At 69.4% G+C, this 15,364-nt stretch carries 14 protein-coding genes; 3 read left to right on the top strand and 11 right to left on the bottom strand.

All coding sequences use genetic code 11. The annotated features are described in order from the left end of the window. Positions 1–3: 3 nt before the first annotated feature. The 11 genes from ACEVFP_RS09470 to ACEVFP_RS09420 all read right to left on the bottom strand — a co-directional run bounded on the left by ACEVFP_RS09470 (position 4) and on the right by ACEVFP_RS09420 (position 10,898). Positions 4–2,784, bottom strand: coding sequence for a DEAD/DEAH box helicase (locus ACEVFP_RS09470; RefSeq protein WP_375003580.1), 2,781 nt, complete (start codon positions 2,782–2,784; stop codon positions 4–6). A 20-nt stretch (positions 2,785–2,804) separates the two neighbouring features. After that, positions 2,805–3,578 (bottom strand): twin-arginine translocase subunit TatC, encoded by a 774-nt coding sequence (tatC, locus tag ACEVFP_RS09465; RefSeq protein ID WP_375003797.1) that lies wholly within the window; start codon positions 3,576–3,578, stop codon positions 2,805–2,807. A 49-nt stretch (positions 3,579–3,627) separates the two neighbouring features. Next, on the bottom strand, positions 3,628–3,861 hold the full coding sequence (locus tag ACEVFP_RS09460; RefSeq protein ID WP_375003579.1) for a Sec-independent protein translocase subunit TatA: 234 nt from the start codon (positions 3,859–3,861) through the stop codon (positions 3,628–3,630). Positions 3,862–3,885: 24 nt separating this feature from the next. Next, on the bottom strand, positions 3,886–4,848 hold the full coding sequence (locus ACEVFP_RS09455) for a helix-turn-helix transcriptional regulator (RefSeq protein WP_375003578.1): 963 nt from the start codon (positions 4,846–4,848) through the stop codon (positions 3,886–3,888). Beyond that, on the bottom strand, positions 4,845–5,804 hold the full coding sequence (locus ACEVFP_RS09450; protein WP_375003576.1) for a helix-turn-helix transcriptional regulator: 960 nt from the start codon (positions 5,802–5,804) through the stop codon (positions 4,845–4,847). The genes ACEVFP_RS09455 and ACEVFP_RS09450 overlap by 4 nt, the downstream gene beginning before the upstream one ends. A gap of 12 nt (positions 5,805–5,816) precedes the next feature. Then, positions 5,817–6,692, bottom strand: coding sequence for an FKBP-type peptidyl-prolyl cis-trans isomerase (locus ACEVFP_RS09445; RefSeq protein ID WP_375003574.1), 876 nt, complete (start codon positions 6,690–6,692; stop codon positions 5,817–5,819). 108 nt (positions 6,693–6,800) lie between these two features. Beyond that, complete coding sequence (gene pafA / locus ACEVFP_RS09440; RefSeq protein WP_375003572.1) at positions 6,801–8,162, bottom strand: Pup--protein ligase; 1,362 nt, start codon at positions 8,160–8,162, stop codon at positions 6,801–6,803. A 58-nt stretch (positions 8,163–8,220) separates the two neighbouring features. After that, complete coding sequence (gene prcA / locus ACEVFP_RS09435) at positions 8,221–8,916, bottom strand: proteasome subunit alpha (protein WP_375003570.1); 696 nt, start codon at positions 8,914–8,916, stop codon at positions 8,221–8,223. A 24-nt stretch (positions 8,917–8,940) separates the two neighbouring features. Beyond that, positions 8,941–9,771, bottom strand: coding sequence for a proteasome subunit beta (gene prcB, locus ACEVFP_RS09430; protein ID WP_375003568.1), 831 nt, complete (start codon positions 9,769–9,771; stop codon positions 8,941–8,943). Next, positions 9,768–9,971: a ubiquitin-like protein Pup gene (locus ACEVFP_RS09425; RefSeq protein WP_375003566.1), complete on the bottom strand. Its 204-nt coding sequence runs from the start codon at positions 9,969–9,971 to the stop codon at positions 9,768–9,770. The genes prcB and ACEVFP_RS09425 overlap by 4 nt, the downstream gene beginning before the upstream one ends. A gap of 9 nt (positions 9,972–9,980) precedes the next feature. Then, a complete protein-coding gene (locus ACEVFP_RS09420) occupies positions 9,981–10,898 on the bottom strand; it encodes a LysR family transcriptional regulator (protein WP_375003565.1) in 918 nt (305 codons plus the stop codon). A gap of 72 nt (positions 10,899–10,970) precedes the next feature. On the opposite strand from ACEVFP_RS09420, the gene ACEVFP_RS09415 reads away from it, so the two are divergent. Genes ACEVFP_RS09415 through ACEVFP_RS09405 form a run of 3 tightly spaced genes read left to right on the top strand, consistent with a single transcriptional unit; the run spans position 10,971 to position 15,332 of the window. After that, a complete protein-coding gene (locus ACEVFP_RS09415; protein ID WP_375003564.1) occupies positions 10,971–13,007 on the top strand; it encodes an FAD-dependent oxidoreductase in 2,037 nt (678 codons plus the stop codon). 19 nt (positions 13,008–13,026) lie between these two features. Beyond that, entirely contained in the window at positions 13,027–14,259 is a 1,233-nt protein-coding gene (locus ACEVFP_RS09410; RefSeq protein ID WP_375003563.1) for an SRPBCC family protein, read from the top strand. Then, positions 14,256–15,332, top strand: coding sequence for an FAD-binding oxidoreductase (locus tag ACEVFP_RS09405; protein WP_375003561.1), 1,077 nt, complete (start codon positions 14,256–14,258; stop codon positions 15,330–15,332). The genes ACEVFP_RS09410 and ACEVFP_RS09405 overlap by 4 nt, the downstream gene beginning before the upstream one ends. The last annotated feature ends 32 nt before the right edge of the window (positions 15,333–15,364 follow it).

The following is a 15,364-nucleotide window of genomic DNA, read 5'->3' as shown; positions in this document are numbered from 1 at the left end:
GGCTCAGGTGGAGATCGAGCTGTACTCCACGACGCCGCGTCGCAGACCGTCCAGACTCTTGCGGGCGGTCGTGCGCAGGTCTCCCGGCCCGGCGGCCTGGGCGATCTGAGCAGTGACGTCGATGAGCTGCTTCATCGTGCGCACGAAGTCTCCTGCGGCGAGCTCTGTCTCCTGCAGGACGTCGTCGAGCGAGGCACCCTGCACCCACGACCAGGCCGCGTTGGCGAAGCCGAAGTCCGGTGACCGCAGGAACCGCACGCGATGCTCGCGCTCGAGGTGCTGCAGGTCCACGCACAGCCGATCCATCTCCTCGGCCACCTCCAGCACCCGCCCGTTGGGCATGACGGGGGTGGGCGCATCGTCGGGATTGCGGGTCTCGAAGCTCAGTCCGCTGATGACGGCGGCGAGCTCGGCCGGGTCCAGCGAGTCCCAGACCCCGCGGCGCAGACACTCACTGACCAGCAGGTCGAGCTCGCTGTAGAGCCGCTGCAGGCGTAGGCCGTCGTCGGTCACGGTGTCGCCGTCGAGGTACCCGAGCACGTCGAGGACCTCGCAGACGTGGTCGAACTGGCGGGCCACCGTGTTGGTGCGCTGCTCGATGCGGCCGCGCTGGTTGCGGGTGTCCTTCTGGAGCTTCAGGTAGCGCTCCGCCCAGCGCGCGTGCGACTCACGCTCCGGGCAGGCGTGACACGGGTGCGCCTTGAGCTTGCGCCGGATCTCGGCGATCCGGGGATCCTCGTGCGTGGGTCCGTGGCCGCTGTCCTCGCGGTAGGGCTTGTCTCGCTGCCACGCGCTGTCGGGAACACGGTTGCGCAGTGACGAGGCGAGGTCGCGCCGTGCCTGCGGGTTGCGGGAGCTGAACGCCTTGGGGATCCGCATGCGCGTGATGGGCTGCACGGGCGTCGGGAAGTCGACGACGCCGAGGCGGCGGGCGTGACGTCCCGCCGTGAGCACGAAGGGGCGAGGTGCCTCCGGGGTGGCCTTGCCAGGGTCGAGGACGACGGCCAGGCCGGCCCAGCGTCCGGCCGGGACGTCGATGACGTCACCGACCTTCAGCTCCATCAGCGAGTCGATGACTTCCTCGCGGACGGCCGCCTTGCGCGCCTTCTTGCCCGAGGCCTCGATGTCGCTGAGCTCGCGCCGCAGGCGTGCGTACTCCATGAAGTCACCGAGCTCGCACTCGGCGGACTTCAGATAGTCCTCGAGCGCCTCATCGGCCTTGTGGATCTGTCGGGCCAGGCCGACGACCGCACGATCTGCCTGGAACTGCGCGAACGACTGCTCGAGCAGCTCGCGGGAGCGCTCACGTCCCACCTGGTCGACGAGGTTGACGGCCATGTTGTACGACGGCCGGAACGAGGAGTTGAGCGGATAGGTCCGGGTGGAGGCCAGCCCGGCCAGCTGCCGGGGATCGAGCCCGGCCTGCCACAGGACGACGCCGTGGCCCTCCACGTCGATGCCGCGACGTCCGGCGCGGCCGGTCAGCTGAGTGTACTCCCCCGGCGTGACGTCGACGTGAGCCTCGCCGTTCCACTTGGACAGCCGCTCGACCACGACCGAACGTGCCGGCATGTTGATGCCGAGCGCGAGCGTCTCGGTGGCGAAGACCACGCGGACCAGACCGGCGCTGAAGAGCCGCTCGACGACCTCCTTGAAGGTCGGGAGCATGCCCGCGTGGTGGGCGGCGACTCCGCGCCCCAGGGCCTCACGGAAGTCGTGGTACCCGAGGACGTGCAGGTCCTCCTCGGGCAGGTGGGCGCATGCGGCGTCCACCGCGTCCTCGATCTCGGCCCGTTCCTCGGGCGTGGTGAGCATGACGCGGGCGTCCAGGAGCTGCTGCACCGCGGCAGCGCACCCGGCACGGCTGAAGATGAAGCAGATGGCCGGGAGCAGCCCCTCGGCCTCGAGCTTGCTGATGACCTCGACCCGGCTGGGCGTGCGGTGCTGCGTCCGCGGGCGCCGTCCGCCCCGCGGGCGTCCGCGGCCACCCTTGCGGCGGTTCAGCTGCCAGTCCTCGCGCGCCAGGCGCTCGAGCTGCCGGTTGACCACCGGTGCCCCGTCGGTGTCATCTCGCCGCCCAGGGCCCGGCACCCCTGCCGGGCTGCTGAGTCCGTCCTCAAAGAGCGGGTACAGACGTCGTCCGACGAGCACGTGCTGGTGCAGCGGCACCGGGCGCCGCTCCTCCACGATGGTGACCGTGTGGCCGCGCACCTCGGTGAGCCAGTCGCCGAACTCCTCGGCGTTGGAGACCGTGGCTGACAGCGAGACGACGGCGACGGACTCCGGGAGGCCGATGATGACCTCCTCCCAGACGGCACCACGGAACCGGTCGGCGAGGTAGTGCACCTCGTCCATGACCACGAACCCGAGTCCGTCGAGGGTGCGCGAACCCGCGTAGAGCATGTTGCGCAGGACCTCGGTGGTCATGACGACGATGGGGGCGTCGCCGTTGATGGTGTTGTCACCGGTCAGCAGCCCCACCTGGTCGGCGCCGTAGCGCTCCACCAGGTCGCCGAACTTCTGGTTGGACAGGGCCTTGATCGGTGTCGTGTAGAAGCACTTGCGGTCCGTGGCGAGCGCGACGTGCACCGCGAACTCCCCCACGACCGTCTTGCCGGAGCCGGTGGGAGCGGCCACGAGCACCCCACGCCCGTCCTCGACCTCGCGACAGGCCTGCACCTGGAAGTCGTCGAGCTGGAAGCCGTGGAGCCCACGGAACTCCGCGAGGTGCGGATGTTCCCGGTTGGCCCGGGCGCGTGAGTACTGCTCGGCCGGGCTGGTCATGTCCCCAGCCTACGGGTGGATCACTCCAGCGGTGATGCCTCGTCGTCGGAGACGGCGTTGGCCGCACGCTTGGCGCGGCGATGGTCGGTCACCTTGGCGATGAGCTCGGAGATGAAGTAGAGCGCGGTCATCGGCCCGGCGAGGAAGAGCATCGTGAGCGGGTCTGTCGTGGGGGTCGCGAGCGCGGCGAAGACGAACAGGCTGACGATGATCCACGGTCGGGCGTGGGCCAGCTGCTTGGCGGAGACGATGTTCAGGCGGTTGAGCATCACCACGACGAGCGGGATCTCGGCCGCGACGCCGAAGACGAGCAGCATCTTGATGATGAAGTCGAAGTACTCGGCCCCGGTGACGAGGCTGCCGAAGCCCTCGGGCACGAACCCGATGAGGATCTCCATGGCCTTGGGCAGCACGACGTAGGCCAGCACGGCGCCACCGATGAACAACGGCGCGCCCGTGGCGGCCAGGATGAGTGCCCACTTCTTCTCGTGGCGGTGCATGGCCGGCAGGATGAACGCCCACAGCTGCCAGAGCCAGAACGGGCTGGCCACGATCAGTCCGACCACGAGGCAGATCTTGAGCGCGAACTGGAAGGCGCCACCGACGCCGGTGATGACCAGCTCGCTCTCGATCCCCTCAGCCTCCAGGATCGGCTGCATGGCGTAGTACGGCTGGGTCAGGAGCTCCAGGATCGGCGCATAGAAGACGGCAGCGAGAACGGCCCCGGCGATGATCGCCAGGACCGCCTTGGTGAGTCGTCCGCGGAGCTCTCGCAGGTGCTCCACGAGCGGCATCGTGCCCCCCGGGGCCCGCGGTGGCTTGGGGGCACGGCGAAGCGCCAAGTCAACCCTGCTCTGGTTGGGTGTCCCGCTTCTGGGCCGTGCTGCTGACGTCGGGGTCGTCGTCGCTGTCGGCCGTCGTCTCCTCCTCGCCGTGCAGCTCCTGCACCTCTGACTTGAAGATGCGCAGCGCGCGGCCGGAGCCACGGGCCAGCTCGGGCAGCTTGCGGCCGCCGAAGAGAAGCAGCACCACGCCGAGGATGATGAAGATCTCCATCGGGCCGATCTGTCGGAACATCGTCACTCCTGAGGAAGGGGGATCTCATCCATCGTACGCGGACAACGCAGAACGCGCGGCTCGCGTCACGTCCTCACGCAGGGAGGCAGGCTCGACGACGTGGACGGTGCCGGCGTTGCGCAGCACCAGACGCCGCAGCCAGGCCTCGTCGCTGGCGTACATCCGCACCCGCTGCAGACCGTCGGGCCGACCCAGCTCCTCGACCTGGTAGTACTCGGCGAGCCAGTGCGCGGCCGGCTCGAGGTCGAGCACGGCCGACGGAGCGTCCTCGCCGACGGTGAACAGGCTCTCTCCGAGCGCGCGTGGTGCGGCGTCGTGCTCGTCGGCCGGCTCACCGGTGGGCGTGGCCGACAGGACCCGGTCGAGACGGAAGAAGCGCAGGTCCTGGGCCTTGAGGCACCACGCCTCCAGATAGCGGTGTCCCTGCTGTGTGAAGACACGGCGCGGATCGACGTCACGGACGGAGTGCTCGTCCCGTGAGGCGACGGCGTACTCGATGCGCACCCGGCGCGAGGCCGCCACGGCATCCACGAGTACCGCGCGGATGGTCGGGTCGTCCTCGTCCAGGTGTACGTCGACGGGAGCGACGACCTCACCCTCGACAGCGCTCTCCAGCTTGGCGAGAGCGCTGTCGACGACGGTCAGCTGGGCACCGACGGCCGAGGCCCGCAGCGTGCGCAACGCGACGATGAGCGCGATGCCCTCACCGGGGGTGAGGCGCAGCGGGCGCTGCATGAAGTCGGCGTCGCGGATGAAGACGGTGTCGTCCTCGTCCAGGGCGCCCAGGTCGAAGTCGATGAGCTCACCGGCGTACTCCCCCACGCCGGTGAACATGAGCAGCTTCAGGTCGTCGCGGATCTGCTTGGGCCGCACCCCGAACTCCCGCGCGACCTGCGCCACGGGGACGCCCTCGTTGCCCTGCAGGTAGGGCACGAGCGCCAGCATGCGCAGCACCTGCTGCGCCGAGCGGTTCATCGCAGGGCTCATGACGCCTCACCCAGGGCGGCCCGCAGCCGCGCGATGACGGCCTCGCGCAGGTCCTGCGGCTCCAGCACGACGACGTCGGCACCGTAGGAGGCGATCTCGGCCGCAAGGTCCCAGGTGTAGGCGTAGGGCAGCTCGAGCTCGTCGTGGTCGCCGGCGAGCTCACGGGTCGCGGTGGCCGAGCGGCGCAGCGACTGGCCACGACCCCGACGTACCCGCAGCACCGCCGTGCGGTCCGGCTCGGCGGGGAACAGGGCGGCCGCGACGTCGTTGAGGTCGGTGCCCTCGGGCACGGTGTAGGAGCCCGCCTCGCCGGCCAGCTCGACCTCACCGATCATCCGGGAGAGCCGGAAGACCCGCTGCGCGTCGCGGTCGGTGTCGAAGCCGGCGAGGTACCAGCGTCCTCGCCAGGAGATGATCCCCCAGGGCTGGACGTGCCGGCGGGCCGGCTCGTGCCCCGGGCGCTGGTAGTCGAAGGCCACCGGGATCCGCGACGTGGAGGCGGTCCAGATGGTGTCGAAGGCCGGCTCGTGCGCGGAGAGCTTGGGCTCGGCCATGCGGACCACGTCAGGATCGACGGTGATGCCGGCCGCCTTGAGCTTGAGCAGGGCCGTGGTGGAGTCCTGCGCCAGCTGGGCGTGCTCCCACACCTGCGCGGCGAGGCCCAGGACGGCGGCCTCCTCGCGGGTCAGGTCGAGGTCGGGCAGCTCGACGTCGTCGCGATGGATCCGGTAGCCGGGCTCGTCGTCGAAGTACTTGTCGTTGCTGCCCATCTCCACGGTGATGCCCAGCTCGCGGAGCTCCTCCTTGTCGCGCTCGAACTTGCGCTCGAAGGCCTGCGGCGCGGATTCACGGTAGTCCGCGATCGCCTGGCGGATCTGTTCCTTGGACAGGAACTGGCGCGTCGAGAGCAACGCGAAGATGAGGTTCATCAACCTCTCGGTCTTGCGGTCAGCCACGGGGCAACAATGTCAGGAGGCGTCGAGCAAGTCGATCGCGAAGACCAGCGTGTCGCCGGGTTCGATCCCGCTGCCCTCCGGAGGTGAGTCGCCGTAGCCGCTCTCCCCCGGGCAGATGACGATGACCCTGCTGCCGACCTGCTGTCCCGGGATCAGGTCCTTCCAGCACGGGACGACCCCCTCGAGGCTGAACGACGACGGTGAGCCGCGCTCCCAGCTGCCGTCGAAGATATCGCCGTCGGGGTAGATCTGTCCGACATAGTGCGCCGTGACCGATGCGCCCTGCTCGATCTCGTCCCCGTCGCCCTCGATGGCGACGTGGATCGAAGGCTCCTGCGGGTCGTCGACCACCTTCGTGCCGTCCTCGAACTCCTGCGGCACACCGTCGTCGTCGAGGGAGAGCTGCGGGACGGAGGACGGCACGTCCTTCTCCTCGCCGGCGGCCTCCTGGGGAACCTTGGAGACGATGTCGAACAGGAAGACGAGGGAGTCGTCGGCCTCCAGGTCGAGCTGCTCCTGTGCGTCACCGAAGCCGTCCTCGGGAGCCATCGCCACCAGCACCCGGCTACCGACCTTCTGTCCGGCCAGACCCTTGATGAAGCCCGGCAGCACGCTGCCCTCGACGAGCGGGACGGTGGGTGCGGACTCACCGGAGAAGGAGTTGTCGAACTGCTCGCCGGTGCGTCCGTTGACGGCGACGTAGTTGACCTTGACCGAGTCACCCTCGGCGAGCTCCTCACCGGCCCCGTCCTCGATCACGCGGGTCTCGGTGGAGGAGGTCTCAAAGCCCTCCGGCACCTCCACGGACGGGTTGGCGCCCTTGCCGATCTTGACGTCGTCGAGGGCACCGGCGCCGGAGCACCCGGTCAGGAGGAGCGTACTGGCCATGGTGATGACCGCGAGACGGCGCACAGCGTTGACTTTCGACGAGGGACGGGAACCTCGCTCACCCTAGCCTCGGCGGCCAAGAGGAGACTGAGTGTCGCCCGGGGGTGCTCACATCCCGTCGATGAGGCGCTGCACCCGCTCGTCGCGGGAGCGGAACGGGTCCTTGCAGAGCACGGTGCGCTGGGCCTGGTCGTTGAGCTTCAGGTGCACCCAGTCGACGGTGAAGTCCCGCCGACGCTCCTGTGCGCGCTTGATGAACTCGCCCCGCAGCCGTGCGCGGGTCGTCTGCGGCGGCACGGACTTGGCGGCGAAGACGTCGAGGTCGCGAGTGATGCGTGCGACGGAGCCGCGGTTCTCCAGGAGGTAGAAGACACCACGGTCGCGTCGGATGTCGTGGTAGGCGAGGTCGAGCTGTGCGATGCGCGGATCGGCCCAGCTGAGTCCGTGGGTGGTGCGGTAGCGGTCCAGGAGCCGGAACTTGATGACCCAGTCGATCTCCCGTTCGACGATCGACAGGTCCTCGGACTCCACGGCCTTCAGGCAGCGTTCCCACAGGTCCATCGCCCGGTCGATCGTGGGCGTGTGCAGGCCGTGGCGGTCGACGAACTCCGCGGCCTTGCCGAAGTACTCGGCCTGGATCTCCAGGGCCGACATCTCCCGGCCGTTGGCCAGCAGCACCTTGCGTCGCCCGGTCATGTCGTGCGAGATCTCCCGGATGGCCCGGATCGGGTTGTCGAGCGTGAGGTCACGCATCGTGACGCCGGCCTCGATCATCCGCAGCACGAGGTCGGTGGTGGCGACCTTGAGCAGCGTCGTGGTCTCACTCATGTTGGAGTCGCCGACGATGACGTGCAACCGGCGGAACCGCTCGGCGTCGGCGTGCGGCTCGTCGCGGGTGTTGATGATGGGCCGCGAGCGCGTGGTGGCGCTGGAGACGCCCTCCCAGATGTGCTCGGCACGCTGGCTCACCGAGTAGATGGTGCCGCGTGGTGTCTGCTGCACCTTGCCTGCGCCGCAGATGATCTGACGTGACACCAGGAACGGGATGAGCACGTCGGCGAGCCGGGAGAACTCCCCTCCGCGACCGACCAGGTAGTTCTCGTGGCAGCCGTAGGAGTTGCCCGCGGAGTCCGTGTTGTTCTTGAACAGGTAGATGTCGCCCTCGACGCCGTCGTCGGCCAGACGAGCCTGTGCGTCGATCAGCAGACCCTCCAGGATCCGCTCCCCCGCCCGGTCGTGCGTGACGAGGTCGACGATGTCGTCGCACTCCGGCGTCGCGTACTCCGGGTGGCTGCCGACGTCGAGGTACAGGCGGGCACCGTTGCGCAGGAAGACGTTGCTGCTGCGACCCCACGAGACGACACGACGGAACAGGTAGCGGGCCACCTCGTCCGGGGAGAGGCGGCGCTGGCCCTTGAACGAGCACGTGACGCCGTACTCGTTCTCGATGCCCATGATCCGCCGGTCCATGCCGCCAGCCTAGTGCGGGCGGCACAGCATCGCGCGCGTTCTCGGGGCGTGGCGTCCCTCAGGTCTGCAGCGCTGCGTTGACGACGTCGTCGCCGAGCCGTTTGAACTTGCGCGGCTGCGAGCGGGTGCGGTCCAGCGTGGCAACCTCGAGATCGGCCGCGGCGATCGTCCGGGCCGGGCTGGCGTCCTGCCCGAGCGCACGCACCGCGAGGGCGAGCGCCTCGTCGAGGGAGAGCCCGTCACGGTGGTGCTCGGTGAGATGGGCGTCGACCTGCTCGCTCTGCCCGCCCATCACGGCATGACCCTGGATGTCGGCGACGGAGCCGTCGTACATGAGGCGGTAGATCTGGTCCCCGCGGGCCTCGTCGCCCAGCTCGGCGACGAACAGCTCGACCTCCCACGGCTTCTCGCCACCGGAGGAGAAGATGGTGCCGAGCGTCTGGGCATATGCGTTGGCCAAGCCTCGCCCGGTGACGTCGCGCCGGTCGTAGGAGTAGCCGCGCAGGTCGGCCAGACGCACCCCGGCGATCCGCAGGTTCTCGAACTCGTTGTACCGCCCGACCGCGGCGAAGCCGATGCGGTCATAGATCTCGCTGATCTTGTGCAGCGCCCGGGAGGGGTTCTCGGCGACGAAGAGGATCCCGTCGACGTACTGCATGACCACGACACTGCGGCCTCGGGCGATGCCCTTGCGGGCGAAGTCCGCCCGGTCCTTCATGAGCTGTTCGGGCGAGACGTAGAACGGTGCAGTCATGACTGGCTCCTCACGTCAGGGGGGTCAGAGTAGCGATGCCGGGGGGCCATCGGGTCGGTTCATGCGGCCGGCGATGACCTCATCGGCGAGCGCCGCGGTCTCGTCCTCGTCCCAGCTGCGGTAGCCGTCGGCGGTGATGACCGAGACGAGCGGGAAGATGCGCCGCGTGAGGTCCGGTCCGCCGGTGGCGGTGTCGTCGTCGGCAGCGTCGTAGAGCGCCTGGACGACGGCCGTGACCGCCGAACGCTCGTCCATGTCCTCGGAGTAGAGCTTCTTCAACGAGCCACGCGCGAACGTGGAGCCGGAACCGACGGAGTGGAAGGTGCGCTCCTCGTTCTTGTTGCCGGTGACGTCGAAGGCGAAGATGCGTCCGGAACCGGAGTTGAGGTCGTAGGCGGCGAAGAGCGGCACCACGGCGAGTCCCTGCATGGCCAGGCCGAGGTTGCCCCGGATCAGCGTGGCCAGCCGGTTGGCCTTGCCGTCGGTGGACAGCGTCGTGCCCTCGAGCTTCTCATAGTGCTCCAGCTCCACCTGGAACAGCCGGGTCATCTCCACCGCGATACCTGCAGTGCCGGCGATGCCCACACAGGAGTACTCGTCGGTGGGAAAGACCTTCTGGATGTCGCGCTGGGCGATGACGTTGCCCATCGTGGCTCGTCGGTCGCCGGCCATCACGACGCCGCCGTCGAACGTCGCCGCGACGATCGTGGTGCCGTGGGTGACGCCGGCGAGCTCACCGGAGGTGGACTGTCCGGCACCGGGAAGCGTCTCGGGCGCCTGGCTGGCGAGGAAGTCGGCGAAGGAGGTGCCACCCACGGAGCGGAAACCCTCCGGCAGCATCGCAGAGTTGATCATTGGCCGCCCTTCTGCACGAAGCTGCGGACGAACTCCTCTGCGTTCTCCTCCAGCACGTCGTCGATGTCACCGAGGATCGAGTCGACGTCGACGTCGAGCTTCTCCTTGCGCTCGGCGTCGACCGGGTCGACCTCCGTGGACTCGACCTGCTCCTCGTCCTCCGTGGACTTCCTGGTGCTCTTGTGCTGTTGCTCGGCCATGTCTCAACCCTAGCCCCACCCGGGGCGCGGCTCCCCCGCGATCTCCTCGAGGGCCTGCAGCGCGGCGGCGATCGTCGGCTGGCCGTGGCTCCCGCGGCGCATGGCGGTGAGCACGTGTCGCGACGGGGTGGGGTCGCCGCGCAGGGGCACGCGCACGATGCGGTAGCCGTCGGGCAGCCGCGCGAGGCGTGGGATCAGCGACACTCCCAGGCCGGCCCCGACCAGTGCAGCACCGGTCTGCCACTCGGCGGCCTCGTGCGCGACGGAGGGCGTGAACCCGGCCTGCGCGCACGCGGCGAGCACCAGCCCGTGGTGCGGTCGACCGGGACGGTCGAGGATCCATTCGTCGTCGGCGGCCTCGCTGAGCGCGATCGACGGCCGACCGGCGAGGTGGTGCCCCTCGTGGACCAGGAGGTCGAGCGGGTCGTCCAGCAGAGGTCGCTGCTCGAACCGAGGGTCGGCGCTCGGCGGGAGCGAGGACGTCGTGACCGCCACGGCGAGGTCGGCTCGCTCGGTCAGCAGGAGGTCGAAGCAGTCCTCCGGGTCGGCCTCGATGATCCTCACCGTGCAGCGTGGGAACGCCTGTCGCACCGTGGAGGCCGTGCGCGGCAGGAGTGCGGCAGCGGCGGTGGAGAAGCCGCACAGCCGCAACGTCCCACTCGCTTCCTGCTCCACCTCCGCCAGTTCGGCACGGATCTCCTCCCAGCGCGCGGACAGCTCATCGGCTCGACGCAGCAGGACCTGCGCCGCACCGGTGAGCCGGATGCCGCGGCCGGCCGGTTCGAGCAGGGTCACGTCGAGGTCCCTGGCCAGCGCGCGGAGCTGGTGCGAGACGGCCGACGGTGTGTAGTTCAGGGCCTGGGCGGCCGCGGTGACCGTGCCACGTGCGGCCACCACCCTGAGCACCTGGATCCGGTGATCGATCATGCAAGATCATCACACATTTCCTTGCATAATTGTTTGCTTCTCCTCACGGGTCCTGGCGCCCACAATCAGAGCATGCCGCTCACCGATCCACTCCTCACGCCGTACCAGCTGCGGCACCTGAGGCTGCGCAACCGCGTCGTGAGCACCTCCCACGAGCCGGCGTACGCCGAGGACGGGATGCCCAAGGACCGGTACCGGGAGTACCACGTGGAGAAGGCGCGCGGAGGCGTCGGGCTGACGATGATCGGCGGCTCGGCAGTCGTCGCCCCGGACAGTCCGCCGGCGTTCGGCAACCTGGAGCTGCACCGCGACGAGATCGTGCCGTGGCTGCGCCGGCTCACCGACGAGGTGCACGAGCACGGCGCCGCCGTCATGACCCAGGTGACCCACCTGGGCCGGCGGAGCAGCAACTTCTCCGGCGACTGGCTCCCGCTGGTGTACCCGTCGTCGTTGCGCGAGCCCGCCCACCGCTCGTTCCCCAAGGTGGCCGAGTGCTGGGACCTCGATCGCATCGTCGACCAGTACGCCGACGCCGCAGCCCGCTGCGCCGCGGCCGGTCTCGACGGCATCGAGCTGCAGGCCTACGGACACCTCCTCGACGCCTTCCTCTCCCCCGCCACCAACCATCGGACCGATGCCTACGGCGGCGATCTCGAGCACCGGATGGAGTTCCCACGCCGCGTCATCAGCGCCGTGCGCAAGGCGGTCGGCCCCGAGTTCATCGTCGGGATCCGGATGTCGATGGATGAGGACCGTGAGGACGGGCTGCACACCGAGGAGACCCTGGAGGCGCTGCGACGCTACGCCGCCGACGGCATCGACTTCGTCAGCGTCATCAAGGGCACGATCGATAGCGACGCCACCCTGGCCAAGGTGATTCCCTCGATGGGCACGCCGTCCGCGCCGTTCCTGGAGTTCGCCGGCGAGATCCGCCGCGCCGTGGACATCCCCGTCATGCATGCCTCCCGCATCGCCGACGTCGCCACTGCACGGCACGCCATTGCTGACGGCCTCCTGGACCTGGTGGGCATGACCAGGGCGCAGCTCGCCGATCCGTACCTCGTGTCCAAGATCGCCGCCGGCCAGGAGGACCGGATCCGTCCGTGCGTGGGAGCCAACTACTGCCTGGACGCGATCTACGAGTCCGGCGACGCCAAGTGCATCCACAACCCGGCCACCGGCCGTGAGCTGCACCTGCCGCAGGTGATCGCCTCTGGTCACGGCGGACGTCGCGCCGTCGTCGTGGGCGCCGGACCGGCGGGGCTGGAGGCGGCCCGGGTGCTCGGCGAGCGCGGCCACCAGGTGACCGTGCTGGAGGCGGCCGACCGGCCCGGCGGACAGGTCCGCCTCGCGGCCTCCTCCCCCCGGCGCCGTGACCTGATCGGCATCGTCGACTGGCGGGTCGCCGAGGCCGAGCACGCTGGCGTGAAGTTCGCCTTCGACGTCTATGCCGAGCCTGACGACGTGCTGGCCGATGGTCCGGACCTCGTCGTGATCGCCACGGGCGGCACTCCCAACCGATCGTTCCTCACCGAGGGTCACGGTCTCGTCAACGACACGTGGGACGTCATGGACGGGTCGCTGCGGCCGGGCGGCGACGTCCTGGTCTACGACGACAACGGCACGGAGCCCGCTCTCGATGCCACCGAGGTCCTGGCACGAGGTGGCAGCCGGGTCGAGTACGTCACCCCGGAGCGCACCGTCGGCCCCTCGGTCGGTGCGATGAACTCCCCGGCCTACCTGCAGGCCTTCGCCGAGCACGACGTGGACGTGCGGCTCGCCAGCCGTCTGGTCTGCGTGGCGCGCCGCGACGCTCGTCTGGTCGCCACGCTGCGTCACGAGTATGCCGACCGGACCGTCGAGCGCGTCGTGGACCGGGTGGTCGTGGAGCACGGGACCCTGCCCAATGACGAGCTGTACCTGGCGCTCGTCGACGGCTCGGTAAACCTCGGCGAGGTCGACCACGACGCCCTGCTCGCCGGCCGCCCCCAGGCGGTCCGGACCAACCCCGACGGCAGCTACCAGCTGTTCCGGATCGGGGACGCGGTCGCGAGCCGCAACATCCATGCGGCCCTCTACGACGCACTCCGACTCTGTCACCCGTTCTGACCCGAAAGGAGGGACACCCATGACGGTGATCCTCGAGCCCGGCCGGACGGCCGGTCATGCACTCACCGCGCCGTACTACCTCGATCCTGAGGTCCACGAGTTCGACCTGGCAGCGATCTTCGCGCGGCAGTGGCTCTTCGTGGCGACCGAGGCGGAGATCCGCGAACCGGGCGACTACCTGACCGTCGAGGTCGGGCGCTGGTCGGTGATCCTGCTGCGCGACGACGACGGCACGATCAATGCGCTGCACAACGTCTGCCGGCACCGTGGTTCACGGGTGCTCGCGGAGTCCCGCGGCTCGACCGGGAACCTGGTGTGCGGGTACCACCAGTGGACCTACGCCCAGGACGGCCGGCTGCTGCATGCCGGACAGCAGGCGCCCGGGTTCGACAAGAGCTGCTTCGGGCTCAAGAAGGTGGCCGTGCGGTGCGTCGCCGGGCTGATCCACATCTGCCTGGCCGACGAGCCTCCGGCGGACTTCGACGAGGTCGCCGATCGCATCAGGCCCTACCTGGCTCCGCACGGCCTGGACCGTGCCAAGGTCGCCACCCAGGTGGACCTCGTCGAACCCGCCAACTGGAAGCTGGTGATGGAGAACAACCGGGAGTGCTACCACTGCGAGGCGGGCCACCCCGAGCTGACGTGCACGTTCTTCCCGACCTACGGCTACGCGGTCGAGGACATCCCGCCACGACTGGTGCCGGCCCACGCGCGCTACGTCCGGGCCGAGGCGGAGCTCCGGCGGACCTGCGACGAGCGCGGGCTCCCGCATGAGCTCATCGAGGAGCTGCACGGCCGCCCGTCGGCCTTCCGGATCGCTCGGGAGGCCCTGGACGGCGCCGGCGAGTCCTACACGCGGGACGGTCGGGCCGCCTGCCGCAAGCTGCTGGGCGAGCTGGACACACCCAGGCTGGGACGGCTCACCCTGCACCACCAGCCGAACTCGTGGTTCCACTTCCTCGGCGACCACGCAGTCACGTTCTCTGCCCTGCCGCTGGCGGCCGATCGCACCGTGGTCAGGACCACGTGGCTGGTACACGAGGACGCCGTGGAGGGCGTCGACTACGACGTCGAGACGCTCACCGAGGTGTGGCGGGCGACCAACGAGCAGGATGCGGAGCTCGTCTCCCGCGCCCAGGCGGGCGTGGCCAGCCCCGCCTACGAACCCGGCCCCTACGCCCCGAACGAGTACCAGGTGGACGCCTTCGTGACCTGGTACCTGGACCGAGTGAGGGAGTACGTGACGCCATGACCGACCTGCTGGCTCGTGCCGCACCCCTGACCGCCCCCGGACCACGGTGGGTCGACGACGTCGACGCTCCTCTGCTCTGCACCGAGATCATCGACGTGACCCATGACGTGAAGAGCTTCACCTTCACGTTGACCTCGGGCGCGTGGCTGCGCTTCCTCCCCGGGCAGTACCTGACCTTCCGGCTCGACGTCGACGGCGTGGCAGTGGAGCGCTGCTACACCATCTCCTCGGCCGCGACTCGTGCCGACCGGCTGACCATCACCGTGAAACGAGTGCCCGGTGGGCCGGTCTCCAGCTGGCTCCACGACAGGCTCCGCGTCGGGGACATGGTCTCGGCGAGCGGGCCGCTCGGCCGGTTCACGTCGGCGTTCCATCCTGCCGATCGGTACCTGTTCCTGACGGCCGGCAGTGGCATCACTCCGGCGATGTCGATGCTGCGGACAGCACGTGACGACGGCCCCACGTCCGACATCGCCTTCGTCCACTGCGCCCGCACACCAGCGGACATCATCTTCCGCGATGAGCTCGACGAGCTGGCCGGCCGTCACGGCGTGAACGTCCCGATGGTGTGCGAGTCGGACTCTGCCGACGAGACCTGGCACGGACCACGCGGCCGGTTGAGTCTGGCCACCCTGCTGACTCACGTGCCCGACCTGCTGGACCGGGAGATCTTCACCTGTGGGCCGCCGGCGTTCATGGCGTCGGTCCGCGAGATGCTCGGGCTGCTCGGCGTCGATCCGGTGCGCTGCCACGAGGAGTCGTTCGACCTCGGAGGGTCGGCACAGGATTCCACAGCGGCACCGACGGGTGTGGCTCACCGGGTGGAGCTCCGCCGTAGCGGCGTGGTCCTCGACTGCGACGAGAACACGCCCGTGCTCACAGCCGCCTCACGCGCCGGCGTGACGTTGCCGTCCTCCTGCGCCGAGGGTCTGTGTGGCACCTGCAAGAGCGGCTTGCTCTCCGGTTCCGTGGACATGCAGCACGCCGGCGGCATCAGGCCGCGGGAGATCGACGAGGGCAAGATCCTGCTCTGCTGCTCCACGCCGTGCGAGGACCTGGTCATCGACGCTTGAGGGGCTAGAAGTACCAACGGCCCCTCGCACGA

Origin of the sequence: Aeromicrobium sp. CTD01-1L150 (assembly GCF_041951745.1) — a bacterium.
Taxonomy (GTDB): Bacteria; Actinomycetota; Actinomycetes; order Propionibacteriales; family Nocardioidaceae; genus Aeromicrobium.
This window is presented reverse-complemented; position numbering and strand designations above follow the sequence as displayed.